This is a genomic window from Longimicrobiales bacterium (genome assembly GCA_029245345.1).
Lineage (GTDB): Bacteria > Gemmatimonadota > Gemmatimonadetes > Longimicrobiales > Gaopeijiaceae > CALFPJ01.
Genome location: JAQWPM010000005.1, coordinates 1 through 26,401, shown reverse-complemented (window position 1 = coordinate 26,401; position 26,401 = coordinate 1). Strand labels below are relative to the sequence as shown.

Below are 26,401 nucleotides of genomic sequence, written 5' to 3'. Positions count from 1 at the left end.
GACTCGTCGGCGCGAGCGTGACTGACGTAGCGACCTGGACCACCGTAACCGCTGCTGTTGCGCTGACTGAGCCCGATGTTGCCGTGATCACTGCCGTACCATCTGCTACCGAAGTGACCAGACCAGAGGAAGAGACCGTCGCTACGGATGCAGCCGATGTCGTCCACGAGACCGTCGCACCTGACATCGTACTGTCGTTTGCGTCCTTTACCGCAGCAGTGAGCGTCGCCGTGTCACCCAGTGAAGCGAAGCTCGCAGTGGTCGGTGACAGCGTGATCGAAGCAGCCACCTGGGCCACCGTCGCCGAGGTGGTTGCTGCCAACGCACCGAACGTTGCCGTGACCGTGGCCGTTCCGTCTGCAACCGAAGTCACGAGACCAGCGGAAGAGACTGTAGCAACGGACGCAGTTGATGTAGTCCACACGACCGTCACACCCGACATCACGTTCCCGCCTGAGTCCTTCACGGTCGCGGTCAGTGTTGCTGTGTCAGCCAGTGAAGCGAAGCTCACAGTCGTCGGTGACACCGTGATCGATGAAGCACCCTGAGTGACGGTCACAGCTGCTGTTGCACTGACTGAACCCGAGGTCGCAGTGATCACTGCCGTGCCGTCCGCGACCGAAGTGACCAGGCCAGTGGAGGACACAGTTGCCACGGACGCAGCCGACGTAGCCCACGTCACTGTGGCACCACTGATCACGCTGTCGTTCGCGTCCTTGACCGTCGCCGTGAGTTGAGTCGTGTCCGCGAATGACGAGAACGAGAGACTCGTCGGCGCGAGCGTGACTGACGTAGCGACCTGGACCACCGTAACCGCTGCTGTTGCGCTGACTGAGCCCGATGTTGCCGTGATCACTGCCGTACCATCTGCTACCGAAGTGACCCGACCTGCTGAAGAGACCGTCGCAACAGATGCAGCCGATGTAGTCCACGTCACCGCAGCACCGGCGACCACGCTCCCGGCTGCGTCCTTCACAGTAGCAGTCACTGTTGCCGTGTCACCGATCGATGTCAGGCTGAGCGTCGTGGGTGATAACTCCACGGTTGATGCAACCTGAGCAACCGTAACGGCTACAGTGTCACTAACCTCACCTGACGTTGCCGTGACCGTTGCAGAGCCGTTGGCGACTGAAGTTACCAACCCTGCGGAAGAGACCGTAGCAACAGCGTCATCCGACACAGCCCACGTCACCGTGGCACCAGAGATCGTGGACCCTGCCGCGTTCTTGACCGTGGCCGTGAGTTGAGTCGTATCAGCTAGAGCCGAGAACGTGAGCAGTGTATCGGACAGCTCCAGGCTCGCGGGCATCGCCACGGTTACCGCAGCTGTTCCATTCGCTGACCCTGAGGTCGCGGTGATCGTGGCCGTGCCATCTGCTACCGAAGTGACCAGACCGCTTGAGGACACCGTTGCTACGGAAGCACTAGATGAACTCCACGACACGCTCGCTCCGCTCATCGTCGCACCGTTCTGGTCTTTGACCGTAGCGGAGAGCTGAGAGGTCTCACCCAGCGAGGAGAAACTCAGGCTCGTAGCAGACAGCGTGATCGAGGTCGCTACAGGTGTTGGCGTAGTTGGTGTAGTCGGAGTCGTTGGCGGACTCGTAGGCGTGTCACCACACGCGAGGAGCAAGAGCACGGCGGCGAGTCGGATGTAGCGCATGTTTTGAAGGTGCACCGCTTCTCTAGCTAAGCAAGAGAGGCGACCCCTGTCCACGGCCAGTTCCTTGAGAAGGGCACCTCTAGCGGCTTCCCTCCACAGAGACGCGGAGCCCGGGGATGGAGCGGGTCATGGCGAGGTCCAGTCTGCTAGAGTCATGGGTCCATTTTGTTGGACGCAAAACGTCTTTTTTCGGAAGAATCGTTGGTTAGAGATTTGTTGATTGGATTAAGGACATCGAATCATCTGGCGACAAACCCAGCTAACCATGGGCTACTTAATGGGCACCCCGTCATTCACCCCGCGAACGGAAACGGCCACCCCAGAAGATGAGGTGGCCGTTGCGGCACGCACTGGTTCGTGACTGAAAATCGCCTCGCTGCGTATGAATCGCGGGACCGATCCGGTACCTACTCAGAACAGGTCAGTTGGTCGTCTCGGCGGTCTGGTTGGTCCCGGCACCACCCTGGATGGGCGACCAATGCGCGGAACGCATCACCCAATCCCCATTCTCTAACACCATGACCAGCGTGGACCTGGTCAGGTAGTTCGGTACAGGCTGCGACCCTTTCATGTGGACGGCCCCCTCTACATACATATGGGCGACTGCCGCATCGGCACTAAGCGGGATCACCATGAGGTGTTTGATGGTTAGCGTGTTGATCTCATACTCCCGCGGCTCTACGTCCATCGGTACCTGCTGGAGAAGGCCTCCGCTGGACCAAAACTCCACGGAACCCTCCTGGGAGTATATTCCTGGCATATCCCGAAGGTTTTCGCGCTGAAATGCATATTGATCGAGGATAGTCTGGCGGACCGCGTCTTCGACACTGGCCTGTCCAACGGCGGCGGTCGGCAGGAGCGTGAGGCTGGAGAGGATAGCTACGACTAAGACAAGAGCGCGCATGGCGATCTCCTTGTTCAGGTGGATGTAGTACGGTTACAAATAGACAGCCACGAGTCAGCCAATGAGTGAGCGTCTTGGGTACTACTCAGGGCGTCTAGGATACGCTCAGAAGCGTTGTAAAGACAAGAGTTTTGAAGACAGAGAGTGTTCCAGGGGGAATAAGGATCTACTAGGACTACTGACTCTTAATCAGTAGGTTCGGGGTTCGAGTCCCTGGCGGGGCACTGAAGTCAGTTGAAGCCTCACAAGCACTTATACGCTTGTGGGGATTTCGCTTATTCTGGAGATAAATTCTCAAGGACCCACGCAAGGACCCACGCAAGGACCCGTGTAGCGGTCACAATCGGGGTCAATCGCCGCTCCACGGCGCCCCCCCCTCATTGTCGTCCACGGGGCGGTGCTGGTGCCGGTCCGCACACATCGCCTCCACTGCAACGCCGTTCCCCGAACAATATTTGGTAGCTTGGTCGGGTCCCTTTTGCCGACAGGCGAGACCCCCGTACCGGGGGGCACCCCTATTCACCACCACTGACGCTGAACCACTAAACAGAGTTCTGCTCGTCCTGAGTTGCGGGCCTGAGTGGGGCAGGGCAGAATCAGGGCATGAAGAAAACCCCTTTCAGTGACCTAGTAGACGGCACCTAGCCCTCCCCACTATCCACCCTATTTCCACCAAGATGAAGGTGCCAAGTGTATAAAGTGCAAAACTGGAAAGATATGAGTTCGTGGCTGAAGTTTTTCGTTGTGCTTTACTCAATTGTTGGAGTTGCAATGCTTACTCTTGGTGTTGCAAAGTATTTATTAGGTGATTTAAATCGAGCTTATTTTAGAGAGCTACTAATCTTTTTCATTATGGTGTTTTCATTTTTTGGGATGTTTGGTCTGTTTGTAAAAACTGAATCGGAGAGCTCCTAGCCCCCCTTGCGCGTTCTGCGCCTCGGATAGCAATTGATGCGTGCTTCCCCGAACGATTCGACCGCCCTGGCTTCGTCGGGTTACCAGCCAGTTCCATCCAACAGGTAATCCTTGCCCGTAGTCACACTCGTACTGTCTCTCGTCACGACCGTTCTCCTGCCCGATACGGTCACTCTTCGTATAGCGGCTCCGGACCCCGTGGCATGCGAGCGTCCGGCCGATGCTCCGCCGGCGTGTACGCTGACCGCCTTCAGGCTGATGACCGCAGACCAGCGACCGCACGTGGATGGAAGATTGGATGACGCGGCTTGGCAGCTCGCGACCGCCGCTCACGAGTTCCGCCAATTCGCTCCCGATCCGGGAATGGCCGGGACGGAGCGCACCGAGGCTCGGATTCTGTACGACGGTGAGGCCATCTACGTCGGTATGCGCATGTATGACCGCAACCCTGAGGAGATTCGAGCGCAGTTCGTGCGCAGAGACGATCACCAGGCAGCTTCGGACTGGGCGCACGTCTACCTAGACAGTCATCACGATCGCCGTACGGCGTTTCACTTCGCCACGACGCCCACCGGAACGCGGGTCGACATCCTCCACAACGAAGATTCTCGAGAGAATGTGGCCTGGGATGCCGTGTGGGAGGTTGAAACCTCGATCGATGCCGAGGGCTGGACGGCCGAATTTCGGATTCCGCTTTCACAGCTCCGCTTCGGCGCGACGGGCGATATGACGTGGGGCGTGAATTTCATGCGACAAATCGCGCGCCGGTCTGAGTCGGCGCACTGGGCCGAGATCCCGCCGGAGTCGGGCCGGCTCGTGTCGCTCTTCGGTGACCTCGACGGACTGACCGAACTCGAGGCACCCGGGCGCCTCGAGATGCTCCCCTATTCGGTGGCACGCCTTCGACGTGAAACGGTCGACACCGACAATCCGTTCCGTGACGGGAGCGATGTGTGGGGCTCAATGGGGCTCGACCTCAAGTACGGTATGACTTCCCGCTTCACCCTGACGGCCACGGTCAATCCGGACTTCGGGCAGGTCGACGCCGACCCGTCGAAGGTGAACCTGGGCACCAACGAGAATCGGTATCCCGAGAAGAGGCCCTTCTTCCTCGAGGGCGCGGAGATCTTCAACTTCCGACTTCCGCCTGAGGGGTCAGCGCTCTATTCGCGGCGCATCGGCAGGCCTCCGCAACTGCGGGCGTCCCCACCACCCGACGGCTTCGTCAACGCCCCTGAAGCCGTCCGCATCGCAGGGGCGTTGAAGTTATCGGGGAAGACGTCATCGGGCTGGTCGATCGGGATTCTGAACGCGGTCACGAATCGGGAAGAAGCGCGGGTAGCAGGACCTGACGGAAGCCTCACCGAGTCACCCGTAGAGCCACTCACGAACTACTCGGCAGCCCGCATCACACGAGACTTTCGCGAGGGTCGCAGCGGGCTCGGAGCGATCGGGACATTGACTCTCCGGTCGTTGGATGACGAGGCATTCGATCGCATGCACTCCTCGGCCGCCTCGGTAGGGGTCAACGGATGGCACCGTTTCGGGGGCTCGCGCTATCAGATTAGTGGATCGCTTCTCGGGTCTCATGTACGAGGATCAGAATCGGCGATCGCGCGGACACAGTCCTCGGTCGTGCACCTCTACCAACGGCCCGATGCCGACCATCTGACGTTCGATCCCACCCTCACATCGTTGAGCGGCCTGGCGACGGAGTTCTCACTCGACAAGATCGGTGGAGGTCATTGGACATTCCAGCTCACCGGGTGGGCTCGAACGCCGGGCGTCGAGACCAACGATGTCGGTTATGTCACATACACGGACGCCGCCCTCGGGACGGCGCGGGTACGTTACAGCGAATTCTCGCAGGGTTCAGTTTTCCGCAATTGGTACATCGACGCGAACCTGACGGCCGCCTCCACGCTGGGCTGGGAGCTCCTGCGCCAATCCTTGATCCTGCGCACTCGGTGGCAGTTTCTGAACTTCTGGACGCTCAACTTCGACGCCACCCACTGGGGAAACCATGTCTGGCCCTGGGTTCTCCGGGGCGGTCCTGCCATTCGCCGTGAGCCGAACACCACCCTGAGCGGAACCGTCGGGAGTGACACACGCAAGCACTGGAGAGCGGCTCTCAGGACAGTGTACCGGATCGAGTCAGAGGATGCATCAAAGACCCTGACCATCTCGCCCTCTCTCTTGTTACGCCCCTCGAGTCGCACGACCGTCTCGCTTTCGCCGAGCATGGTGTGGAACCGGAATCGCGCGCAGTACGTCGACGGCGTCCCCCGCCTCGAGGCCGGCGTCGCGCTCGCGACTGGTGCGCGAGAATATGTGATGGGGAGAATCGACCAGACGACGGTATCGATGACGCTCCGACTCAGCTACTCGTTCACCCCGGACCTAACCTTCGATCTGTATGCCCAGCCCTTCGTGAGCAGTGGGCGGTACTCGGATTTTCGTACCGTAGCCGACGACGATGCGGCAGACTTCAACACTCGTGTACCCCTGATCGACCCGGACTTCCTGTCAGACGTGGGCACGCGCTATCAGGTGGACGAGAATGGAGACAATGATCCTGAGTATCTCTTTCGAAAGCGGGACTTCAACGTCAGGGAGATGAACACCAACGCCGTCCTCCGATGGGAGTACAAGCCGGGCTCGACCTTCTTTGCGGTATGGTCCTCAGCCCGAAATGACTACCTGCTTTCGGACGACCTCGAAGTTTCGAACGACTTCAACCGGCTCTTATCGGCCCCCTCGACCAACACCTTCATGCTGAAGTTCAGCTATTGGATAGGGTGACCGACGCGAAAACCCCCGCGGAGCCCAAAGGCCTTACCGGGGTTTCACTAAACAAGGAGAGTTGCTAATGGCGAAAATGGAACAGTTGCAGGAAGTCTGGGAGGCGAAGGACTTAGATGGCGTGCTGAGTTTTTTTACAGACGACTATGAAATGAGAATTCTTCACGCGAACCAAACGATGAAAGGTCAAGAAGCGCGTGACTACCTGAAGGAGATGGTGCTTGATGAAGGCACCGTATCGTCTGACTTCAGAATCATCTATCAAAATGCCGACTGTGCGGTGACGTATGAGAGGATGACAGGTGAATTCAACGGGCAATGCTCCATCGTCCAACTATGGCGTGGGAGCAAGGTCTATTATCACGAAATAAGTCTGATTGAAGACCCTAAGTGACGACTCGGGAAGGTGTACCCAGTCTTTTGGGTCTTCTGGCACCTCAAGCAGGGCTCTCCAGACTATCTGCTCTGGATCGGGAAGTAGTCCCTTAACCAGTCCCCTTAATTTTGAACGCCGTTCCCCGAAGAATTCTGGTAGCTGGGCGGGTCCCTTTTGCCGACAGGCGGTCCCCCAGTACCGGGGGGTACCGCTATGCCACACCCAGCACTGTTTTGCGCGTCCTGAGTTGCGGGTTTGGGTGGGGCAGAGCAGAATGAAGCCATGACACGCTACCGCGTCCGAGCCGTTCTGCTGCTGTTCCTACTGCTACACCTGACCGCCTGTGCGACGTGGCAAGCCGTCACTCCAACCGCGATGAGCGTGGCTCAGTTGATTGAAGAAGATCGACCTGAGCGTGTTCGCTTGACCACACTGTCGTCCCAATTGGAACTAGTGGACCCATCCGTCACAGGCGATGAGGTCATGGGCCACGTCAACGAGTCCTCCTTCTGGTGCAGGGCCTTCTGGGGCAATTATTACGAAGATAGAAATGAGGACGCGTGCGATAGGTTCGTAGTTCGTTCGATACCCTTCGCAGACATTGTCACAGTGGAAACTCGGAAGGGCGAAAAACGAGGGAGAGTCTTGATGGGCGTGGGGCTGGTGGCTGCGTTCGTGGCCACCAGCATGGGTGTGTTGAATGTTACGGGTCCTTCAAATTGATGGCGTAGGGCACCCTCAACATGGGTGAGGACTGTGGTGAGTGGGTTTCTGCCCGTGAGACGGTGACCTTCGCCCCCTGTCCCCCCGGCCCCGAAGGCGATTAAGCCATCAATTTGGTTGCTTCGGATGCCAGTACCCCAAGGTTCTCCGATGGCCCAGCGTCTCACATAAGTCGTGGTGCCGAAGTGGGGGGCACGTCAGGGGGGACACGTTTACACCGTCTCAACGGTGGACAGTGGAACGTGACTGTCTCTCTAGGAACGCTGCCATGTCGTGCTCGATCCACAGCTGGGCACCCTGGTCGATCACCAGTTGTTCGATGCGCTCCATGGTCGCAACAGTGAGCGCCGAATCTACGTTTATGCTTGGGACCCTTCTGTCTGACCGACTCTCGCGGAAGTGGTAGAGGTCGCCAGCCAGAACAACAGGCCCCTCTTCATCCAGATCCACTAAGAGCACTTGATGCCCGGGCGTATGGCCTGGTGCAGGAATAATTCTCACCCTGCCATCTCCAAACACGTCGTGCTCTCCGTCGAGCAGTTCCCGCGGCACATTTCGGAGGCTTTCGTATACAGCCGGATCAAAGAATGGCACGGTTACGCTGTCCGCGAAGGCCGCGTCAAACTCAGATTGCTGTATAAGGAGCGTTGCGCCTTGTACCTCACTTGCCACTCCGACATGGTCGAAATGCATGTGAGAGAAAGCCACGTAGTCAAAAGCGTCGATAGCGTGGCCAATGGCGGGGAGCTGGTCAGCGAGCGTCTGATCCAATCGTAGCAACACCGGCGGCGATTCCACCCAGTCCCCGGCCTCTGCAAGGCCTATTGGCAAGCCCCCCTCCCACAGTAGACTGCCTGCGGGATGTTCCACTACGTAACAGGGAACGATCAGGTCACGGACATCGGTCTCGTCGTCACCGATGCCGAACATCGCAACGCTTTCGAAGCGAATGACACCACAGTCGAACTCATGCAGCGTAAGCGGTGACTCTGCTGGCGTACAAGCCACCGCAAGAACCGACGACACTGCGGTAAGAAAAAGAGGCGACCTTCGCAGATTCGTTCTCATTGTTCCCCTCCTTGCTCAATTTCGAATTTTCGCCGCGGCGGACGTAGGCGAGAGTACTCCCTGAGCAAGCATTGCGCTACGTGTGCTCGCTCACCAAGTAATCCCAGCTTCTTCGAGCAACGCTTGGTATCGGGAGTCCGCGCTGAGAAGGTCTCGGAAGGGCAATGAATGGGTGCAGCGTTGAGCTTTACGAGTGACGCTGCGGAGCCCAGCCCGATCTCCGGTTGACTCAGTGCCGAGGGTCACGCCACTCGCTTCTTCCACGCCCGCGAGTCGCTTTCCCCCAGCGGCCCCGGGGTTCTAACCGCCGATCAGGTCCCGCGTGGCCTCGAGGGCACCATCGGGAACGGACTCTGTCGAGGTCACCAGGGCGACCCAGGTCGACCACCCGTATCTCTCTGTCAGGATCTCGCCGAGGCTCCTAGCTTCCGACCCGGTTGATGCCGCTCCGATGCGTACGCGACGGAACTGCCGGCCCCCCACTTCCTGGGTGACGGTCCAGGCTGGTAGCCCCAGGTTGGCCAGCCGGTCCCTCTGCACGACTGCGGAGTCGGCGTTCAGGAAAGCTCCCATCTGGACGGTGTAGAGGGGACCGCTGATGGGCTCAGGTTCGGGCTCGGGCTCGGGCTCGGGCGTCGCCTGAGCGACAGGCGACGGCGGTGGCTGGACCTGTTCCTGGGGCTGCTGCTCATGGATCGGCTCATCGTCACCGCTGCAGGCCACTACGGTCAGGATGAGCCCGAATATCGGGATCAATCGCCAATGCATGTCTCGGCTCCTTCAAGTTGTCGGAGAAGAAAGGTGCCTCCGAGTCTGTACGATCCGCACGCACCCGTCCATAGGCGATGAAGAGTTCGGTCGATGACCTGAACACGGACCGATTGGAATTGAACCGCGAAGGGGAGGGGAGAAAGAGCTATCGTGAGCAGGATCAGAGAGCGACGCATCGGGCACCTCATTGCGAGAGGTGGGGAGGCCATGCGGAAACTGCTGAACTTCTTTATAGGCGGCTTTTAAGTTCCAGCGGTGAAACCCAGTCATCAGTCGTTCTAGCGATGCTGTGATTTCATATTCCTTATTGATTTCTGCATTGTTGGCCAGATCGTCAACGGTGCGCCCATCAGCTGCTGCTGTGGTCGCTTGAGCGACGACTTCGGCCAATCTCGTGCTATCGGTGCGGGGTACTGTGAGTCTCCCCTTATTGGCAACCACGGGGCGGTACTGGTGCCGGGCCGCACACAGCGACGCCACTGCAGCGCCACTCCCCCAAAAATATTCGTAGCTGGGTCGGGTCCATTTTGCGGACAGGCGAGACCCCAGTGGGGTACACCCCCCTAAATGCTTATCTTGTGGCTCGTCTTCTCTATTCGGCCGAACAACCCCAACTTCGCGACCTATGCACAAGACACCTTTTTTTCTCGTCGCGCTGCTCGGGATGATGACAGGCGCTGGCCTGGCCACTGCCCAGGAAGCTCCAGCTGATCTGACCACGATCCGCAACTACATGGGGATTTCGGACCGACTCACGACCGCCGGTCAGATCGCTTACGATCAGATTCCGCTGCTGCGCGAGGAGGGCTACGACGTCGTCGTCAACCTTGCCACGGCCAGCCGGGAAAGGAACTCGCTGGAAGGGTTTCATGTGACGGAATCCGGGATGGCGTACATCCACATTCCGGTCGACTGGGAACAGCCACGGCTGAGTGACTTGAGCATGTTTTTTGACGTCATGGAAGCCAACGAGGGTCGCAAGGTGTTCGTGCACTGCTTCGCCAACATGCGTGCATCGGCGTTCGTCTATATGTACCGCACGATGGTCGAGGGCGTTGCGGAGGAGGACGCCCTCGGGGCCATGAACGAGGTCTGGGACCCAGCCGAGGTCCGGCAATGGGAGGATTTGATCGAGCGGGCGCGAACGGAGTTCAGCGGGCGCTAGCTCGCCGACGGTCCCTGCGGGCCACCCGAGGCCTATGCCTCACATTGTTCACCGTCACCACCGCCGAACTTATAAACTGTTCTGCTCGTCCTTAGTTGTGGGCCTGAGTGGGGCGGGGAAGAATGAAGCCATGAAAAGAATCCTGCTGTGGGTGCTCGCTCTAGCAGTCATCCCTGTTGGGGTTGATGCACAGGGCACTCCATCAGCTTCCTGCGCGGACATAGGCCCGTCGTCTTCCTTGGAGGATGTCCGTTCCTGTGCCGAGCAAGGGGATGCCGATGCCCAGACCAGACTCGGGCGTATGTACGCCATTGGCGAAGGCGTGCCGGAGGACTATGCGGAGGCGATACGTTGGTTTCGGTTAGCTATCGAGCAAGGGAATGCGGTTGCCCAGAACGGCCTCGCGGTTATGTACTCCAGAGGCTGGGGTGTGCCGGAGGACTATGTGGAAGCAGCGCGCTGGTATCGGTTAGCAGCTGAACAAGGGTATGCCTCTGCCCAATCGAACCTCGGGCTTACGTACCTTTATGGCGCCGGCCTGCCGCAGGACTATGCGGAGGCAGCACACTGGGTTCGGTTAGCTGCCGAGCAAGGGGATGCCGATGCCCAGTTCGTCCTCGGGACTTTGTACGACAACGGCGACGGCGTGGAAGAGGACAATGTCCTTGCCTATATGTGGCACAATCTCGCTGTGGCCCAAGGAAATGAGAGTGCACAGGAGGGCAAAGACATCGTGGAACAGCAGATGACTGGTGAACAAATAGCGGAAGCCCAACGGCTATTCCGCGAGTGGCTAGAGGCTCATTCCCCCGGCGGCAACTAGAGCCCTCTCAGTGGCACCCAGTCCAGGCAGGGTGTTAGGGAATGATTAACGGGTTGTCTCAAACGTCGAGGAGTCCTAAAAGGACTGCAAATCCTCGATTCCCGGTTCAAGTCCGGGCGGCGCCTCTCAGGCAAGCAAAAGGGCTCCCGGCCAATTGGCTAGGAGCCCTTTCCCTGATCTTGGGCATAAATTCCGATCAGCTAACCCACTTCAGCATGTCTAGGTCCGGATGATTCTCGGGACGTTCGACCAACTCGAGCAACTCATTGTTGACGAGGTGCGTGTACCCCTCGGTCACGCTGATCGTGCTGTAGCCCATTGCCTTCTGTACCTGCGCGACCGGCATACCGCTCCCGATCCATGTCTCTCAGGAAGAAACCTAGGGAGTTTCACTCCGCAATTTGTCATAGACGAATGAGACACCTGTCCAAATAACGAGGAGCGTAACCACACTGATCAGAGCTGGCATCAACTCTCGACGGCCAATGAGCACATAGTTCAAATCAACGAGTAGGATCTGAGATATAGCGATCACCATCCCTGAGAACATCGTCTTGCCCGTATTCTGGACAATCCAGTCGAAGAACAGGATTGAAACGGTCCAGAACACAAGTATACTGAGAATGGTGTTGCTCACGACGGGCTCGAACGCGGGCTCAGGCATTGCCGGGTTAAAGAAGTACGTGGTTCCCAAGTACGCGAGGATACTGCCAGTGAGCCCACCACCGATGATGGATTTGATTCTACCACCCATTGTTGAATCTCCTTTGGACAGCGGGCCTGAGGCCCAACAATCCGATGTAGATAGAACGAACTCGTCCTCGCATGGTGCTCCGCCCGACTGAACTTCGCAACCTGGGCCGTGCGGTGACGTGACCCGGCGTTGGTGCATGTCTGCTGGTTTTAGCTTCGGGTCGGTTGGGCCCGATCCTTGGCACGAGGCGCCCTGAGTGCTAATCGCCAAACCTGAGCGTACTGTGACTTGCCGCGTGGCTCTGGGCTACCCTTGGTGGGAGGGCTACCGGTGTGCTCCGCCACAGCCACGTGTGGTCCACCGTAACAACATCAGGATATTCACCCGGGCCCGAGTGGGGGTTGTCTGGATGTTTCGCTTGTCCGAGGCACGCGCCGCGTAGTATTCTTGCGGTGACAGGGTTTTCACGTTTCCAGATTTCCTCCTCCGACCCGGTATTAGGAATGACACGATGACCTCATCCACCTGGGGAGAGCCTCCGGAGATCAACCCGGCCGGCTCGCTGAGCGAAGACGCCCAAGAGCAGAAGACCAGCCTCTCAGCGGATGTGATCCTCCGGCGTGCGCGACTCCGGGCCGTGATTGACGCAATCCCCGACCTGATCTCGGTGAAGGACTGCGAAGGCGTGTACCAGCTCTGTAACCAGCCATTCTCAGAGTATGTCGGCTTAGACGCCCGCGCAGTCCAGGGGAAAACCGACGTTGAACTCTTCGACGAAGGAGAGGCTCTCCGGAGAAGTGCGCTCGATGACGAGGTACTTAGTGGTGAGAAAACGCTGCGCAGCGAGAGCTGGCACGATGCCGCGGATGGCCGAACAGCGCTCTTCGACACGCTCGAGGCACCGTTCTACAACTATGAGGGAGATCTGCTCGGCCTCATCAAGATCAGTAGGGACATCACTGAACGGCATCGGATCGCGGAAGAATTGCGCGATGCCCACGACCAACTCCGTGAACAATACGAGCACCTCAAGAAACTCGAAACGCTCAGGGATTCCCTTACGCACATGATCGTGCATGACCTCCGGAGTCCTCTCATGGGCATGATCACGTCACTTCAAATGATGGAGATGGACTCCGACACATTGAGTGAAGAGCACCAGACGGACTTGGCCGGGGCAGTCAGAAGCGCGTTGCGGCTGTCACAGATGGTCACCGGGGTGCTCGACGTCAGCACGATAGAGGCAGAGGGAATGGAGCTCGACATCCGCGTCCATCAGTGTGTAGAGACCGCGCGGGCCGCGCTCGATACCCTGGGCGGAATGATCACCGAGCGCGACGTAACCGTGGAGGCAGAGGGAGACGTCCAGGCGGCCTATGACGAACAGGTCGTGACCCGTGTGATCGCAAACCTCGTCTCGAACGCGCTTACTTTCACGCCCGAAGACGGGTCAGTGAAGGTCACTGTCCGTAAGGACGAGAACGGATCTGCACGCGTGGAGGTGAGGGATACCGGCGACGGAATTCCGGCGGAGTATCACGAATTGATCTTCGAGAAGTTCGGTCAGGTCGGTCGTGGCGAGCGACGCGTGAAGGTTTCCACCGGGCTCGGGCTCGCGTTCTGTAAGTTGGCGGTCGAAGCCCACGGTGGTCGCATCGGCGTCGTCAGCCAGGTAGGCGAGGGCAGCACGTTCTGGTTCGAACTTCCCGACCTGGAATCAAACCCGTGAGTGGGGCACATCGTGGGCACAGGCCTGCCCAGAGGAATTAGAAACGGACCCAGACGGGACCAAGCGCTCGAACGTCACAAACCGCGGCGCAGTTAAGGACACTAGGCCCGACGGAGGTCCCCGAAACCCCGAGACACTCCTGTAAGTCCTCGATCCCCAGTTCCACTCGAGGTGCACACATGATGAAGCGGGAAGCGAGGTCATTCCGGGCGAAGGATCTGATCGCCTCTGGTTCTCTATGCCCAAAAGGCGAGGACTACTCCCCATCCCGCCGCGCCATCCAGATCACATGCCGCGCACCCTTACCCGCATGCGCCCGCACCGTAACCTCCTCAACCGCGAAGCCCACCGCTCGAAGCCGCTTCGTAAACGCCTCGTCCGGCCCCGCAGACCAAATCGCCAACACGCCACCCGGCCGAAGAGCCTGAAGCGCCCCACCCAACCCCGCCTTCGAGTACAGCCATTCATTCGAGGCGCGCGTGAGCCCATCTGGACCGTTATCCACGTCCAGCACGATCGCATCGAATCCCTCGCCAGGACCCCGAACAATCACGGTCACGTCGAGGATCTCCACCCGCGCGCGAGCGTCGTCTAACGGCCGCCCAGCAGAGGGCCCCAGGACGCCTTGGTTCCACTCGACGACACCAGGCACGATCTCGGCTACCACAACCTCCGCGTCAGCGGGGAGTGACCTCAAGGCCGCCGCCAACGTGTAGCCCATCCCGAGTCCGCCGATCAGGACACGAGCCCCCGGTTGGTCTCGAAGCCCCTTGCAGGCGATCACGCCCAACGCGTCCTCAGATCCGTGGGCGCGCGTATTCATCAGGTCCTGACCGCCTACGATCTTGATGAAGTAGTCTGCGCCTCGTTGATAGAGGCCCAGTTTTCCGCCTTCGCCAGGGATCGGCGCCGTGTGGAGCAGCTGCATGTGGTCAGTTGTCCTTTCTTGCGGTCGGCTGCTCGAACCAAAGCGAGAGCTTGGTCTCCGTCCCTGCGAAATTCGCGCCGGCCGCCTGCTCGCGCCAGCGAAGTGCTTCCTCGCCCCCATGAGCAGATTTGGCCCTCGATCCTGTGTGTAGTGCACAAGAAGTGATTGGCACTGGGGACCGTCGGGTCCATGCCTGACCCGGTCAGAGGCGGTCCCAGGGCGGGGGTGTCCGAAAGCATACCCCCCCGTCGTTCTTCGCGCTTGACGCCGCGTTCTGACGTGGAGGCGCCCCGGCGCAACGTCGAAGTTCAGCTATGGCAGAGTCAAAAATGCACATTTGGCTCGATCGACTCCTCACGGATATGGACGCGGAAATGCGGTTACAAGGCGTGACACCGCAATCCCGGCGCCTGTATGCCGCGCACGTCAGGTGCTCGCCGATGGAGGAAGAAGCTGCTGGTGGTGGATCCTTCGATCAGAACCTCGGATTTCTCCGAAGATGGGGTACGCGCGAAGGTCTCTACTGAGGCTTGGACGAATCCGACGGCGCCTGCCATAGTGTACTGTTCGGAAAAGCCTAGAGGACGGGGCATCGGATTCGGCAACCAATCTTGGTGAGGGTAGATGAGGACAGATAGCTACGTGGCCCCGCGCCTATGTGCTCTCTTTGCCACCGCAGTTCTCCTTCTGTCGGCGTGTGCGCCTTCCGAGGGGGCTTGGCCAGAGGGTGTCACTCCGGAACTCGTGGAAAAGGGGCGAGGCATCTTCGGCAAGGAGGGCTTCTGCTTCACGTGCCACGACTACGACGGGACAGGAGGGGCGGGTGCCAACCTCGCGGATTCGGAATGGTGGCACAGTGATGGCTCGTATGAGGGGATCGTCGCGACGATCACTCGCGGAGTCCCGGCGGACAAAGCCCGTGGAGGTGCTGCCTCTGCGATGCTTCCGAAAGGCGGGACATCGATGACCGAAGAACAAGTGCGTGCGGTGGCGGCCTTCGTGTGGAGTCTTCAGTTGCCGGAAGAAGGCGAAGAACCTTCGGGGGGCTGAAACCCCGTGCGCTCACCGCTGGCTCGAACGGCCTTCGTCCTGGCGGCCCTCGCGGCGTGGTCCGTGCTGCTGCCCGCGATGTCAGCGCAGGTCCGCGAACGGGCAAGGGCCGGTGTCGCGGAGGGAGACATCGAGATCGACGGGGTGCTGTCCGAGGGAGCTTAGTCGAGATCTGCTCCGATTAGAGAGAACTCGAGTTGGGACGCAGTGTGGGAGGCTTCTACGGTTGGAGACGCGGAGGGGTGGACGGTCCAGGTCCGTGTTCCGTTACAGAGTCTCACCTTCGACGCATCCTTGGGTGGCGAACCGCATCCAGCCAAATGCTGATCAACATCCAGTACGCGTTGCGCAATGGAGCGAGGGGCCAGCGTCCGAGCCGAGCCGTATTAGGGATTTGGTACGGGAACTGCAAACAGCGGGATTGGCCGTATCAAGCGGATTCGGAGCGCTTACCTAGCAAGGCGCCCTGGCCGGAGGGTGTCCTGCGAGCCAAACTGACCTGTACAGCGGGCGTGAAGTGCACTGCGCCCCTACCGAAGGGAGGAGTAATGGAGGTCTTGTGGATGATGGTGCCAGGCTTCGTGGTCGGAGTCCTGCTGTTCGACAGCGTTCGGAAGATCTTCACGGACGATGCGACTGTCACCCGCCGCCTGCTTGCGGAACAACCCGTGACCATGACCGCGGCGGCCACGATTGTCGGGACTGTTCTCGTCTACGGTGCACTCAACCTCCTACGGATCTTCTGACGTGGCCGTAGCTCGCTGGCCCTTGGATGCAGGAGAGCGCCTGCGCCGGCACACTCGACGCACACTGGCACGGAGCACACATGGGCCGAGAGTTGATGACCGGTTTCATCAACACGGGGGCCGTGAACCCGAAGCGCCACTCTGCGGATCGGACCCGAACGGCTGTTCGAGCTACGTGAGGGCTCGATGTCACGACCGCAGCAGATCGACGGCAACGGGTGAGTGGTGCGCTAGCGAATCGAGTCGGCGGGCAGGGGCAACGCTCCTAATGAGTCGCTTAGCCCCCGGAGTGTGGCATTCGTCGGGAAGGCTTGGCGCGCAGCAGCGAGCGCTGCGTCCGCCTCCGTGCGACGGCCTTGTGCAACCAAGGCCCGTGTCAGGTGCGCCTCACGGTCCGCGTGCCGCCCGAAGGGCAGTGCGGTAACAACAGCCTCTGCTTCATCTGCCCGGCCCAGGCGCAGAAGCCACTCCACACGCTCCAGCGGCATCTCGATCGCATAGGGTTGGAGGGCTGTCGCGCTATCGAGGGCTACAAAGGCCTCTTCCCAGGCTCCTCGCTCGAACAGCAGGCGCCCCATGTACCACTGCGACCGAAAGGCCTCAGGGTGTTCGTCGATCAGCGTCGCGATCACGGTCTCCGTATCCACCCAACTTCCGTTGCGAGTCCAGGAACGAGCCGAAAGGAGCAACACGACGAGGATCGCCGCCGCGCCCGCTGCACGAACGTGTGACTCGGAAAGGCGCCGCCTGGCACCGACCCACGCAGCTGCAACAACCATGCTGAAGCCGACTGACGGGAGGTAGAAGAAGCGTTCGGCCATCCACTGAGCGATGGGAATCAGGAGGTTGCTGGAAGGCAATATCACGATCGCAAACCAGACCAGTCCCAACGAAGCCAACCGATCCCGGCGATACGCCCAGGTCGCAGCGGTGATCGCAGCAATCCCGACCGCACTGCCGAGCCAAAAGCGCGGTTCACCTGGGTCCGATGGCATGATCACAGCCGGTCCATAGTCCACGGCTAGGTCGAGCGGAAAGAGGTGGAGCCGCACGTATTCAGACCAATTGGCCACTGCGGTCGTAACCCGGTGCCAGGTCGGGATCGTAGCGATGAACGGTGCGACGTCTGATGTCGTGAGGGTCCCGAGCACCACCCGCCGAGCCACAAGGTAGGCTGCGCCCATCCCACTCATGCCCAGCCACAACGGCCATCGCCTCAGGAGGCGTTGGACAGGGGCACCCACGGCCCCAGGGCGAAGCAGTTCCACCGCGATAAGCACTGCAGGGAGCGTGACACCATGCTCCTTCGACAAGAGAGCCAACCCAAAGAGTGCCAAAACGGAAGCTTGTCGCCCCAGCCGGGGAGGAATGTCCTCAGCTTTGGCTTCGTCGATTCGCTCGCGTGGCCCCAGATACACAACCACAGCGGCGACCGAGAAGAGCGCGACCAGCAGCTCCGAGCGCCCCGCGATATTCGCCACGGCTTCGACATGGACCGGATGCACCGCGAACACGAGGCCACCAAAAAGCGCAGCCAGGACCGGAGCACCCAAGCGGCCGAGCAAGGCGAACACCAACACGGAGACCAGCGCATGCAGGAATACGTTGGTCTTATGAAAGAAGGCGGCCTGCCCATTCCCGATCGACCAGTCCAGGGCGTAGCTACTGGTCGTGATAGGCCGGTAGGCTCCGCGACCCGCTGGCATATCCCGGAGCATCGGTTGAGAAAACATGTCGGGAATACCCGAAGCGCCCTCCGTCGCGCCGGAGGCGAACACGAAGCGCTGGTCGTCCCACGCCGCGCCGTAAGAGAGCGTGTTCGAAAACACCACAACGGCGGTCAGCGCCGTCGCGATTATTGCCGCCCAGTAGGTTCGGTTCTTGCTCACGCGGGAGGCTACGCCGTGGCGGGGTGGGACGCTAGGGCAAAAAAGAGGGGCCCTCGGCGCAATGTGCTGAGGTCCCCATAGCCCATTTATTCACCGATCAGGTGATGATGATCTTCCGCCGATCGATAGTTGCGCGGCGACTTTCAAGACGGCGTTCTTCTCCACGCCGCCGCGGGATTTCCGTTCGCGGATCTTCTTCACGTCGATCGATGACCTCGCGGCGTTCGGCCTCAACATCAAGGGTGTTGGTCCGGCGAACCGTGTCGCGACGTTCGCGTTCTCTCCTGCCGGCGTCTTGGCGCTCGTCGAGGTCGCGCCTGCCGTCACGGAGGCGTCGTGCCTCGTGGCGCTCAGTCGGATTTGGGCGATGCCCCCAACACGAGCGTCTGCCCAGGCCGGGTGTTCACTGTGGTCCGCAGCCCCACGCTGGAGTTCTGCCCTGGACCCATCCAGTACACCTCGTCCGTGATCTCATAGAGGTCGTCGGTGCCCTGAATAGTCGGTCCGATTTGGCTTCCATCGGCAGCAGAGACCACACCTTCACTGGTCTGCCGCCGCCCTCAGGCCACCGATATAATTCGGCGAGACGACGGCGTCGGCTCCGACCTTACGGATCTTCGACTCGTGCTCGATATCGTCGACCCGAGACACGATGCGGATGTTCGGGTTGAGCTGACGGGCCGTAAGCGTGACGACCACGTTCTCATTGTCGGAATCGGTGCAGGCCACGATGCCAGCGGCCCGCTCTACTCCTGCGGTGCGCAGGATGTCGTCGTCTGTCGGATCGCCGAGAATAATCGGCACATCGGGGAGACTCACCTTCGCGGCCCCGGCGGCCGCTTGATCTCTGATGACGAATACCACCCGGCGCTTAACCGACTCGAGCTCAGAAACGGCGTAAACGGCGGTCGACCCCGATCCGCACCCGATCAGATGGTCTCGGATCTCCGAGAACTCTCGTCCCATACGTCTTCTCTGAAATACGTGGCCGAGCTGGCCCTCAACAACGAAGGCAGTGGCCGTAGATACGAAATAGAGCGCCCCACCCATTCCCACCAAGATGAGCACCGCTGTGAAGATCAAAGCCGCGTTACTGTCGAGGGCGGCCTCGTGCCCATGGCCGACAGTCGTGAGCGTGATCGTGGTCATGAAGAACGACCGAACCCATCCAGCTGCGGGATCGATCAGACGGAAGCCTATCGTTCCGACAACAGTGATACTCATTAGGAATAGGCCGGCTCCGACCAGCCGGACCCTGAAGTCCTTTAGGTATGCGGGCAAGCTGTGCCAGGCCTGTGCAGGCCCCATCAAGCGCCTTGCCGGACCGTGAGATATGCGAGATTCTTGAGGCCTCCTGACGTACAAAGGAGCCCCATTCTTCACCGAGTGAGCCAATCCGATGGCGTTCATCCCATACGTCCCACACGAGGAGGCTGACGGCCTGTTGGCCGAGCTGTACGATCGGTACGGCGGAGAGGCCATCGACAACATTCTCAGGATCCACTCTCTGAACCCCCGTTCGATGCGGGATCACGTGGAGCTGTACTCACACCTCATGCGGGGCCGCTCACCTTTGAGCCGTGAGCAGAGGGAGATGTTGGCAGTCACCACATCTGCTTTGAACGACTGCTTCTACTGAATCAATCACCACGGGGCGGGTCTCCGTAAGTTGCTGGGTTCAAAAGAAATTCCCCGGGCTCTCGCACGTGACTTTCGGTCCGCACCTGTCTCGGCGCCGGACGCAGTCATGCTGGCGTACGCCGAGAAGTTGACCCTGCGACCCCATGCGGTGTGCAAAGCCGATATCGACCAGCTCCGGGAGGTAGGATTCTCGGACGCCGCTGTGCTCGATATTTGTCAGGTGGTATCGTACTACAACTACGTAAACCGACTCGCGGATGGCCTCGGTGTCGAACTCGAATCGGGTTGGACCCCTGAAGACATGACCATCACACGCGAAGAGTTCGACGTGATCTTGGTTGCCCGTCACTCGAAAAGACCAAGCCCATGATCACTCTCAAGCTGGACGGGCGTTCGCTTCGTCTGGAAGACATCGAGAACGTCGCGTTCGGTGCCGACATCGTCGTTCAGCTGGACGAAGACGCGAAGGTGCGCATGCGGGAGTCGCGTGCGCTCATCGAAGAACTCGTCTTGGCCGGCGAACCTGTCTACGGCGTCACGACGGGCTTTGGACGACTTGCCGACGTCGCGATCGCCCCTGAGAATCGTGAGGCACTTCAGCACAACCTGGTGCGTAGCCACGCATCAGGAATGGGAGACCCACTGGACAGCTCTGCGGTGCGTGCGCTAATGCTGCTTCGCGCCAACGCGCTGTCACGCGGACACTCCGGGTGCCGCGTTGAGGTGGTGGAACTCTTGCTCGGGCTTCTGAACGCAGGAATCCATCCCCGAGTACCGGAGTTCGGTTCTGTAGGAGCCAGTGGGGACCTCGCCCCGTTGGCGCATGTCGCCTTGGCACTGCTTGGAGAAGGGCGCGCGGAGCATGAAGGAGTGGAGTCCGATGTAGGGCCACTCATGGCCGACGCGGGCCTCCAGCCCATGCGCCTCGGGTCCAAAGAGGGATTGGCCCTCATCAACGGGACGCAAGCTACGACCGGCATCGGGATCTTGGCCCTGCTCGCCGCTGAGCGAGCGGTCGAGTGCGCTGAGGTGGCGGGTGCCATGTCGATGGATGCCCTCTTGGGGACACCTGAGCCGTTCCGACAAGAGATCCAGGATGCGCGGCCTCACGCGGGCCAGGGCATATCGGCCGGCCGACTCAGAGCACTTGTGGCTGGATCCGAGATCCGTGAGTCGCATCGTGAGGGCGACCCGAGAGTCCAGGACGCCTATTCGCTGCGGTGCATGCCACAGGTTCACGGGGCTGCTCGTGAGGCCCTCCGATACATCCGTGGGATCCTCGAGACCGAAGCCAACAGTGCCACCGACAACCCATTGGTCTTTCCGGAAGCCGGTGTTGTCGTGAGCGGCGGCAACTTCCACGCCCAAGTGGTGTCTGCCGCGTTGGATCTACTGGCCATCGCGCTCGTCGACCTCGCCTCGATCTCGGAGCGGCGCATCGAGCGTCTCCTGAACCCCGATCTCTCCATGGGATTGCCTGCGTTTCTGAGCAAACGCCCTGGCCTCGAAAGCGGCTTCATGATTGCCCAGGTGACCGCCGTGGACCTGATTGGCGAGATGCGGGTGCTCTCCCATCCGGCCAGCGTGGACTCGATCACGACGAGTGCGAATCAAGAGGACCACGTGTCCATGGGTTTGGCTGCGGCGCGGAAGGCGTTGCGAGTGACCAGGTGTGTCGAGCGGGTTCTGGCTACGGAACTCATGTGCGCGGCCGAGGGGATCGAGTATCGCCGACCGCTCAAGTCGGGAGCGGGCGTCGAAAAGGCACACGCCACCGTCCGGGCCGTAGTCGACGCGCTGGACGGCGACCGAATGCTGGGCCCTGATTTAGACGCTCTTACCGAACTGGTACGATCCGGCGAAATGGCGCGGATCTCAAAGGAGTTGGAAGCATGACGGAGTCGGTCGCTCGCTCGGTGCGGGCCCCCCGAGGTTCCGAAATGTCCTGCAAGGGCTGGACGCAGGAGGCTGCCATGAGAATGCTCATGAACAACCTTGATCCCGAGGTCGCAGAGCAGCCCAACGATCTCATCGTGTACGGTGGGACAGGAAAGGCAGCGCGTTCGTGGGAGGCTTTTGACGCCCTCGTCGCAACGCTCAAAGAGCTCGAGAATGACGAGACGATGTTGGTGCAGTCCGGAAAGCCTGTCGGCGTCTTCCGCACGCACGAGCGCGCGCCGCGCGTCCTCATAGCCAACTCCAACTTGGTCGGCCGCTGGGCTACGTGGGACCACTTCCACGAGTTGGAGAAGCGCGGCCTGATGATGTATGGGCAGATGACTGCCGGGTCGTGGATCTACATCGGGACACAAGGCATCCTCCAGGGCACGTATGAGACCTTCGGCGTACTCGCGGAGAAGCACTTCGGGTCGACACTGAAGGGCAAGTGGGTCCTAACGGGTGGAATGGGGGGCATGGGCGGAGCTCAACCCCTCGCGGCCACCATGAACGAGGGCGCCGTTCTGTGCATCGACGTGGATGCCGATCGGATTGAACGTCGAATCGACCACCGGTACTGTGACCGAATGACGGGCAACCTGGACGAAGCGCTCGTGTGGGTTCAAGCTGCGGCGGCATTGGGTGAAGCGCTTTCAGTAGGGCTCGTGGGAAACTGCGCTGAGATCCTCCCCGAGTTGGTCGAACGCGGCATCACCCCGGACGTGGTCACGGATCAGACGTCCGCGCACGATCCGCTTAACGGTTATGTGCCAGCAGGTTTGTCTTTAGCCGACGCGGAAGCACTCCGACGTTCGGACTCAGACGAATACATCCGGCGCTCCATGGAATCGATGCGCACTCACTGTGAGGCGATCGTGGCTATGCAGGATGCTGGCGCCGTCGCGGTGGACTACGGCAATAACCTCCGTGGCTATGCACAGGATGCGGGTTTCGAGAACGCCTTTGCATACCCGGGCTTCGTGCCGGCCTATGTCCGCGAGCTCTTCTGTGAGGGAAAGGGACCGTTCCGATGGGCCGCGCTCTCGGGTGACCCCAAGGACATTCACAGGACGGACGAACTGGTTCTGGAGATGTTTCCGGAAGACGAGCACCTATGCCGTTGGATCAGGATGGCGCACGAGAAGGTCGCTTTCCAGGGGCTTCCGTCCCGTATCTGTTGGTTGGGGCAGGGCGCCCGCGCCCGCTTCGGAGTCGCCCTAAACGACCTGGTGGCTTCCGGTGAACTGAGCGCACCTGTGGTGATTGGTCGCGATCATTTGGACACCGGGAGTGTCGCGTCGCCTGGCCGTGAGACCGAAGCCATGAAGGACGGCTCGGACGCGGTCGCCGACTGGCCGATCCTGAACGCACTGCTCAATACCGCTTCAGGCGCGAGCTGGGTCTCGTTTCATCACGGCGGCGGCGTCGGTATCGGCAATTCGCTCCATGCAGGTCAGGTCATCGTCGCCGACGGAACCCCGGAAATGCGGGAGCGCATCCAGCGGGTGCTGACGAACGATCCAGGGATCGGCGTCGCACGCCATGCGGACGCGGGCTACGAGACGGCGATCAAAACGGCGCGGGCAGAAGGCCTGAATATCCCGATGCTGGGCGACTAGCGCAGAGGGACCCCCGCGTGGTGGGGGAGAGCCTCAGCGGCGCAGCCGGCGTGCCACGTCACGGAATCGCTCAGCGACCTCTTCCTGCCGAGCATGACGGCCGTCTCGCACCACCCAGGTGCCACACGCCATGACGTCACGCACGGCTGAATCTTCACCGCTGAAGATCCAGGAGTCGAGCCATTCGTCGCTGCGCCGACCGATCATGGAGGTGTGCTCCGTGTCCAAGGCGACGAAGTCCGCTCGTGAGCCCTCTGAGATCGCTCCAATCGGTGCCCCGCATGCCTGGGCTCCGCCCTTCCAAGCCCCTTCGAGGAGCGCTCTTCCCGAGGAACGGTCGCTCTGACCCGCCGCAATATTTCGCTCCTGGGTCACGAGACGCTGGCTGTACTCCAGCATGCGCAGATCCGCTACAGGACTCACGCTGATATGTGAGTCGGTACCCACACCCCAACGACCTTCGACCGCTGCGTAGTCAGCAAACGGGAAGACGCCGTCCCCGAGATTCGCTTCAGTGGTCGGACAAAGCCCCACGACGGCGCCGGTCTCGGCCAGAGCAAGAGTCTCCCCGATGGTCATGTGCGTCGCATGAATCGCACACCAACGCTCATCCACCGGCGCATTCGACAGCAGCCACTCGACCGGGCGAGCCCCGGACCAGGCGACACAAGCGTCGACCTCGCGCCTTTGCTCCGCGATATGGATGTGAATAGGGCCCTCGGCGTCGATCGCTCCCATTGCTGTGACCACCAGATCGAGGTCCTCAGGGGGCACAGCACGCAGCGAATGCAGCGCCAACCCGACGTTGTGCCGCACGTCTCCTTGCGAGCTTTGTCGGAGTATTGCCACGTCGTTCAAGAGCGCGTCCACCGTGGCCACAAACCGCGCCTGACCATGCGTCGGCGGCTTGCCGCCGAAGTCGGAGGTGCGATAGAGCACCGGCAGCAGGGTCGTGCCGATACCGCTGGTTTCCGCCGCCGCCAAGACACGTCGAGCCATCTCGATCGGGTCCCCGTAGGCGCCACCATCGACATCGTTTCGGAGGTAGTGGAATTCGGCGACGTGGGTGTACCCATGCCGAAGCAGCTCGACCTGCAACTGGGCGGCAACGGCTTCGACGTCGTCCGGAGACATTCGCTCTAGGAACGCGTACATGCGCTCCCTCCATCCCCAAAATGAGTCTCCGCGCTCCGAGCCTCGCTCTGCCAAGCCAGACATCGCTCGCTGGAACGCGTGAGAATGAAGGTTCGGCACGCCGGGAACGACAACGCCTGGCACGACCTCGGCTTCCGCCGGCTCACCACCGGGAGTCACCGACTCAATCAGCCCATCGGGTCCGACCGACACGCGCACACGTTCGGCCCAACCGTCGGGTAACAAAGCGAGATCGAAAAAGAGGTCTGACATGGCGCGGCAGTGTAGATTCCCACCGGAGCGGGAGTCAACGAGGAGGAACCCCTGAGCAACTGCGACTTACTGATCACCAACGTACACGTCGCCACCATGGTCCCCAACGGCACCCCCTATGGAACTGTGCTGGACGCCGCCATAACGATTGCGGATGGGCGCGTGACCTGGGTGGGGCCCGCCGGCCAGTTGCCGGCGCCCCTACGCGACGCCGCAGGCCAGACCGTTGACGGGGGCGGGGGCTGGATCACACCTGGCCTCATCGACTGCCACACACATTTGGTCTTTGGCGGCGATCGCGCCCATGAGTTCGAAATCCGCCTGGCAGGCGCCAGCTACGAAGAGATCGCACGGGCGGGCGGAGGCATCGTCTCGACCGTGGCTGCGACCCGGGAAGCATCAGACGACGACCTGTACCGCGTGGCAAGCGACCGACTCCGTGAGATGATCGAGCAGGGGGTCACCACAGTTGAGATCAAGTCCGGATACGGACTCAATGTCGAGACAGAAATGCGAATGCTCGCGGTCGCGAGGCGGTTGGGAGACGCGATGCCTGTCACCGTCTCCACGACGCTGCTGGGGGCCCATGCACTTCCGGTGGAATTTGCGGATGACCGGGCGGGCTATATCGCCTTAGTGGCGGAGCAGATGATCCCAAGGGCCGCCGCCGCGGGGCTCGCAGATGCGGTGGACGCCTTTTGTGAGGGGATCGGCTTCACCGCAGACGAATGCCGGACGGTGTTTGAAGCAGCCGGGCGACACGGACTCGCGGTGAGACTCCATGCCGACCAACTGTCTGATCTCGGCGGCGCAGCGCTCGCTGCCGACTTTGGGGCCCGATCCGCGGATCATCTGGAGTACACATCTCCGGAAGGCGCACGTGCCATGGCTGCTGCCGGCACCACCGCGGTATTACTCCCCGGCGCCTATCATTTCTTGCAAGAACCGACGAAGCCGCCGGTAGAGGCCTTCCGTGAGGCTGGAGTCCGTCTGGCCGTGGCTTCGGACTACAACCCAGGCTCGTCGCCGGTGGGCTCACCGCTGGTGACACTCAATCTGGCGTGTGTCCTGTTTGGCCTCACTCCAGAGGAGGCGCTCGCCGGGATGACGCGCAACGCTGCACCAGTCCTTGGGCTCGACGGAGAGGCCGGAGTGCTCACCGAAGGTGCTCGGGCAGACATGGTCCTATGGGACGTGCAGCGTCCTGCGGAATTGTGCTATTGGCTCGGGCGGAATCCGTGCCGGGCCGTCGTTCAAGACGGGGCAGTGGTTCACTCCACCTGATACGGAAACCGGGCCCTCGCACATGATGCGAGAGCCCTGCCGTTTCCATGAGATTGCCTCCCGTCCTAGTTGCCACCCCCACGTCTGGGCGGTGCCCTGCGTGCAGGCCTGGACGAGCCTGAACTTCTCGTTGGAACTGAACGAGTGGCCGGCCGCGCAGGTGCGGACCGCGTCGTCGGCGCCCGTGACGGCGCTGAACGGGTGGCCGGCCGCGAAGGTGCGGACCGTGTCGTCGGCGCCCGTGACGGCGCTGAACGGGTGGCCGG

At 60.8% G+C, this 26,401-nt stretch carries 27 protein-coding genes; 15 read left to right on the top strand and 12 right to left on the bottom strand.

Annotated elements, in window-relative coordinates:
• Nucleotides 1–1,663: Ig-like domain-containing protein (locus tag P8L30_01085; protein MDG2238793.1), on the bottom strand; the 1,663-nt coding region annotated here is incomplete at its 3' end.
• A gap of 421 nt (nucleotides 1,664–2,084) precedes the next feature.
• Nucleotides 2,085–2,567, bottom strand: a complete 483-nt coding sequence (locus P8L30_01080; protein ID MDG2238792.1) for a hypothetical protein — start codon at nucleotides 2,565–2,567, stop codon at nucleotides 2,085–2,087.
• Nucleotides 2,568–3,593: 1,026 nt separating this feature from the next.
• Between P8L30_01080 and P8L30_01075 the strand changes: the two genes are divergently transcribed.
• From P8L30_01075 to P8L30_01065, 3 genes are all read left to right on the top strand, one after another.
• Nucleotides 3,594–6,284, top strand: coding sequence for a DUF5916 domain-containing protein (locus P8L30_01075; protein ID MDG2238791.1), 2,691 nt, complete (start codon nucleotides 3,594–3,596; stop codon nucleotides 6,282–6,284).
• Nucleotides 6,285–6,351: 67 nt separating this feature from the next.
• A complete protein-coding gene (locus P8L30_01070; GenBank protein MDG2238790.1) occupies nucleotides 6,352–6,678 on the top strand; it encodes a nuclear transport factor 2 family protein in 327 nt (108 codons plus the stop codon).
• Between the two features lie 264 nt (nucleotides 6,679–6,942).
• The gene (locus P8L30_01065; GenBank protein ID MDG2238789.1) at nucleotides 6,943–7,383 is read left to right on the top strand and encodes a hypothetical protein; all 441 of its coding nucleotides are present in this window, start codon (nucleotides 6,943–6,945) and stop codon (nucleotides 7,381–7,383) included.
• Nucleotides 7,384–7,605: 222 nt separating this feature from the next.
• On the opposite strand, the gene P8L30_01060 is transcribed toward P8L30_01065, so the two are convergent.
• Nucleotides 7,606–8,451: an N-acyl homoserine lactonase family protein gene (locus tag P8L30_01060; GenBank protein ID MDG2238788.1), complete on the bottom strand. Its 846-nt coding sequence runs from the start codon at nucleotides 8,449–8,451 to the stop codon at nucleotides 7,606–7,608.
• 300 nt (nucleotides 8,452–8,751) lie between these two features.
• Nucleotides 8,752–9,219: an SPOR domain-containing protein gene (locus P8L30_01055; GenBank protein MDG2238787.1), complete on the bottom strand. Its 468-nt coding sequence runs from the start codon at nucleotides 9,217–9,219 to the stop codon at nucleotides 8,752–8,754.
• Between the two features lie 628 nt (nucleotides 9,220–9,847).
• Between P8L30_01055 and P8L30_01050 the strand changes: the two genes are divergently transcribed.
• The gene (locus P8L30_01050) at nucleotides 9,848–10,387 is read left to right on the top strand and encodes a protein tyrosine phosphatase family protein (GenBank protein ID MDG2238786.1); all 540 of its coding nucleotides are present in this window, start codon (nucleotides 9,848–9,850) and stop codon (nucleotides 10,385–10,387) included.
• 130 nt (nucleotides 10,388–10,517) lie between these two features.
• Nucleotides 10,518–11,210 carry a tetratricopeptide repeat protein gene (locus P8L30_01045; protein ID MDG2238785.1) on the top strand — a complete coding sequence of 231 codons (693 nt, stop codon included), beginning with the start codon at nucleotides 10,518–10,520 and terminating at the stop codon, nucleotides 11,208–11,210.
• Nucleotides 11,211–11,406: 196 nt separating this feature from the next.
• Here P8L30_01045 and P8L30_01040 read toward each other — a convergent pair whose 3' ends face one another.
• Both P8L30_01040 and P8L30_01035 read right to left on the bottom strand, forming a co-directional pair.
• Nucleotides 11,407–11,556, bottom strand: coding sequence for a hypothetical protein (locus P8L30_01040; protein MDG2238784.1), 150 nt, complete (start codon nucleotides 11,554–11,556; stop codon nucleotides 11,407–11,409).
• 33 nt (nucleotides 11,557–11,589) lie between these two features.
• Complete coding sequence (locus P8L30_01035) at nucleotides 11,590–11,964, bottom strand: hypothetical protein (protein ID MDG2238783.1); 375 nt, start codon at nucleotides 11,962–11,964, stop codon at nucleotides 11,590–11,592.
• 451 nt (nucleotides 11,965–12,415) lie between these two features.
• On the opposite strand from P8L30_01035, the gene P8L30_01030 reads away from it, so the two are divergent.
• Complete coding sequence (locus P8L30_01030) at nucleotides 12,416–13,633, top strand: ATP-binding protein (protein MDG2238782.1); 1,218 nt, start codon at nucleotides 12,416–12,418, stop codon at nucleotides 13,631–13,633.
• A gap of 256 nt (nucleotides 13,634–13,889) precedes the next feature.
• Here the strand turns inward: P8L30_01030 and P8L30_01025 are convergent, their stop codons facing one another.
• Nucleotides 13,890–14,561: a hypothetical protein gene (locus P8L30_01025; protein MDG2238781.1), complete on the bottom strand. Its 672-nt coding sequence runs from the start codon at nucleotides 14,559–14,561 to the stop codon at nucleotides 13,890–13,892.
• Between the two features lie 314 nt (nucleotides 14,562–14,875).
• Between P8L30_01025 and P8L30_01020 the strand changes: the two genes are divergently transcribed.
• From P8L30_01020 to P8L30_01005, 4 genes are all read left to right on the top strand, one after another.
• The gene (locus tag P8L30_01020) at nucleotides 14,876–15,088 is read left to right on the top strand and encodes a hypothetical protein (protein MDG2238780.1); all 213 of its coding nucleotides are present in this window, start codon (nucleotides 14,876–14,878) and stop codon (nucleotides 15,086–15,088) included.
• Nucleotides 15,089–15,185: 97 nt separating this feature from the next.
• Entirely contained in the window at nucleotides 15,186–15,611 is a 426-nt protein-coding gene (locus P8L30_01015) for a cytochrome c (protein MDG2238779.1), read from the top strand.
• A 6-nt stretch (nucleotides 15,612–15,617) separates the two neighbouring features.
• The gene (locus tag P8L30_01010) at nucleotides 15,618–15,776 is read left to right on the top strand and encodes a hypothetical protein (protein ID MDG2238778.1); all 159 of its coding nucleotides are present in this window, start codon (nucleotides 15,618–15,620) and stop codon (nucleotides 15,774–15,776) included.
• 383 nt (nucleotides 15,777–16,159) lie between these two features.
• Nucleotides 16,160–16,357 (top strand): hypothetical protein, encoded by a 198-nt coding sequence (locus P8L30_01005; GenBank protein MDG2238777.1) that lies wholly within the window; start codon nucleotides 16,160–16,162, stop codon nucleotides 16,355–16,357.
• Between the two features lie 230 nt (nucleotides 16,358–16,587).
• On the opposite strand, the gene P8L30_01000 is transcribed toward P8L30_01005, so the two are convergent.
• The 4 genes from P8L30_01000 to P8L30_00985 form a co-directional block, all read right to left on the bottom strand.
• Nucleotides 16,588–18,246, bottom strand: a complete 1,659-nt coding sequence (locus tag P8L30_01000) for a tetratricopeptide repeat protein (protein ID MDG2238776.1) — start codon at nucleotides 18,244–18,246, stop codon at nucleotides 16,588–16,590.
• Nucleotides 18,247–18,336: 90 nt separating this feature from the next.
• Entirely contained in the window at nucleotides 18,337–18,573 is a 237-nt protein-coding gene (locus P8L30_00995) for a hypothetical protein (GenBank protein MDG2238775.1), read from the bottom strand.
• A gap of 23 nt (nucleotides 18,574–18,596) precedes the next feature.
• A complete protein-coding gene (locus tag P8L30_00990; protein ID MDG2238774.1) occupies nucleotides 18,597–18,782 on the bottom strand; it encodes a hypothetical protein in 186 nt (61 codons plus the stop codon).
• 4 nt (nucleotides 18,783–18,786) lie between these two features.
• Complete coding sequence (locus tag P8L30_00985; protein ID MDG2238773.1) at nucleotides 18,787–19,470, bottom strand: NAD-binding protein; 684 nt, start codon at nucleotides 19,468–19,470, stop codon at nucleotides 18,787–18,789.
• Nucleotides 19,471–19,645: 175 nt separating this feature from the next.
• Between P8L30_00985 and P8L30_00980 the strand changes: the two genes are divergently transcribed.
• From P8L30_00980 to hutU, 3 genes are read left to right on the top strand one after another with little or no spacing between them, the layout of a single operon-like run.
• Nucleotides 19,646–20,257 carry a peroxidase-related enzyme gene (locus P8L30_00980; protein ID MDG2238772.1) on the top strand — a complete coding sequence of 204 codons (612 nt, stop codon included), beginning with the start codon at nucleotides 19,646–19,648 and terminating at the stop codon, nucleotides 20,255–20,257.
• Complete coding sequence (gene hutH / locus P8L30_00975) at nucleotides 20,254–21,783, top strand: histidine ammonia-lyase (protein ID MDG2238771.1); 1,530 nt, start codon at nucleotides 20,254–20,256, stop codon at nucleotides 21,781–21,783. Before P8L30_00980 ends, hutH begins: the two co-directional genes overlap by 4 nt.
• Entirely contained in the window at nucleotides 21,780–23,444 is a 1,665-nt protein-coding gene (hutU, locus tag P8L30_00970) for a urocanate hydratase (GenBank protein MDG2238770.1), read from the top strand. Before hutH ends, hutU begins: the two co-directional genes overlap by 4 nt.
• Before the next feature lie 33 nt (nucleotides 23,445–23,477).
• Here hutU and P8L30_00965 read toward each other — a convergent pair whose 3' ends face one another.
• On the bottom strand, nucleotides 23,478–24,851 hold the full coding sequence (locus P8L30_00965) for a formimidoylglutamate deiminase (GenBank protein MDG2238769.1): 1,374 nt from the start codon (nucleotides 24,849–24,851) through the stop codon (nucleotides 23,478–23,480).
• Nucleotides 24,852–24,947: 96 nt separating this feature from the next.
• On the opposite strand from P8L30_00965, the gene hutI reads away from it, so the two are divergent.
• Nucleotides 24,948–26,135, top strand: coding sequence for an imidazolonepropionase (hutI, locus tag P8L30_00960; GenBank protein ID MDG2238768.1), 1,188 nt, complete (start codon nucleotides 24,948–24,950; stop codon nucleotides 26,133–26,135).
• Between the two features lie 69 nt (nucleotides 26,136–26,204).
• Nucleotides 26,205–26,401: hypothetical protein (locus P8L30_00955; GenBank protein MDG2238767.1), on the top strand; the 197-nt coding region annotated here is incomplete at its 3' end.

What these genes read in the sequence shown, in the direction of transcription:
- P8L30_01080 (MDG2238792.1), bottom strand. Translation starts at nt 2,567, where the DNA reads ATGCGCGCTCTTGTCTTAGTCGTAGCTATCCTCTCCAGCCTCACGCTC.
- P8L30_01070 (MDG2238790.1), top strand. Translation starts at nt 6,352, where the DNA reads ATGGCGAAAATGGAACAGTTGCAGGAAGTCTGGGAGGCGAAGGACTTA.
- P8L30_01065 (MDG2238789.1), top strand. Translation starts at nt 6,943, where the DNA reads ATGACACGCTACCGCGTCCGAGCCGTTCTGCTGCTGTTCCTACTGCTA.
- P8L30_01060 (MDG2238788.1), bottom strand. Translation starts at nt 8,451, where the DNA reads ATGAGAACGAATCTGCGAAGGTCGCCTCTTTTTCTTACCGCAGTGTCG.
- P8L30_01055 (MDG2238787.1), bottom strand. Translation starts at nt 9,219, where the DNA reads ATGCATTGGCGATTGATCCCGATATTCGGGCTCATCCTGACCGTAGTG.
- P8L30_01050 (MDG2238786.1), top strand. Translation starts at nt 9,848, where the DNA reads ATGCACAAGACACCTTTTTTTCTCGTCGCGCTGCTCGGGATGATGACA.
- P8L30_01045 (MDG2238785.1), top strand. Translation starts at nt 10,518, where the DNA reads ATGAAAAGAATCCTGCTGTGGGTGCTCGCTCTAGCAGTCATCCCTGTT.
- P8L30_01040 (MDG2238784.1), bottom strand. Translation starts at nt 11,556, where the DNA reads ATGCCGGTCGCGCAGGTACAGAAGGCAATGGGCTACAGCACGATCAGC.
- P8L30_01035 (MDG2238783.1), bottom strand. Translation starts at nt 11,964, where the DNA reads ATGGGTGGTAGAATCAAATCCATCATCGGTGGTGGGCTCACTGGCAGT.
- P8L30_01030 (MDG2238782.1), top strand. Translation starts at nt 12,416, where the DNA reads ATGACCTCATCCACCTGGGGAGAGCCTCCGGAGATCAACCCGGCCGGC.
- P8L30_01025 (MDG2238781.1), bottom strand. Translation starts at nt 14,561, where the DNA reads ATGCAGCTGCTCCACACGGCGCCGATCCCTGGCGAAGGCGGAAAACTG.
- P8L30_01020 (MDG2238780.1), top strand. Translation starts at nt 14,876, where the DNA reads ATGGCAGAGTCAAAAATGCACATTTGGCTCGATCGACTCCTCACGGAT.
- P8L30_01015 (MDG2238779.1), top strand. Translation starts at nt 15,186, where the DNA reads ATGAGGACAGATAGCTACGTGGCCCCGCGCCTATGTGCTCTCTTTGCC.
- P8L30_01005 (MDG2238777.1), top strand. Translation starts at nt 16,160, where the DNA reads ATGGAGGTCTTGTGGATGATGGTGCCAGGCTTCGTGGTCGGAGTCCTG.
- P8L30_00985 (MDG2238773.1), bottom strand. Translation starts at nt 19,470, where the DNA reads ATGAGTATCACTGTTGTCGGAACGATAGGCTTCCGTCTGATCGATCCC.
- hutH (MDG2238771.1), top strand. Translation starts at nt 20,254, where the DNA reads ATGATCACTCTCAAGCTGGACGGGCGTTCGCTTCGTCTGGAAGACATC.
- hutU (MDG2238770.1), top strand. Translation starts at nt 21,780, where the DNA reads ATGACGGAGTCGGTCGCTCGCTCGGTGCGGGCCCCCCGAGGTTCCGAA.
- P8L30_00965 (MDG2238769.1), bottom strand. Translation starts at nt 24,851, where the DNA reads ATGTCAGACCTCTTTTTCGATCTCGCTTTGTTACCCGACGGTTGGGCC.
- hutI (MDG2238768.1), top strand. Translation starts at nt 24,948, where the DNA reads ATGGTCCCCAACGGCACCCCCTATGGAACTGTGCTGGACGCCGCCATA.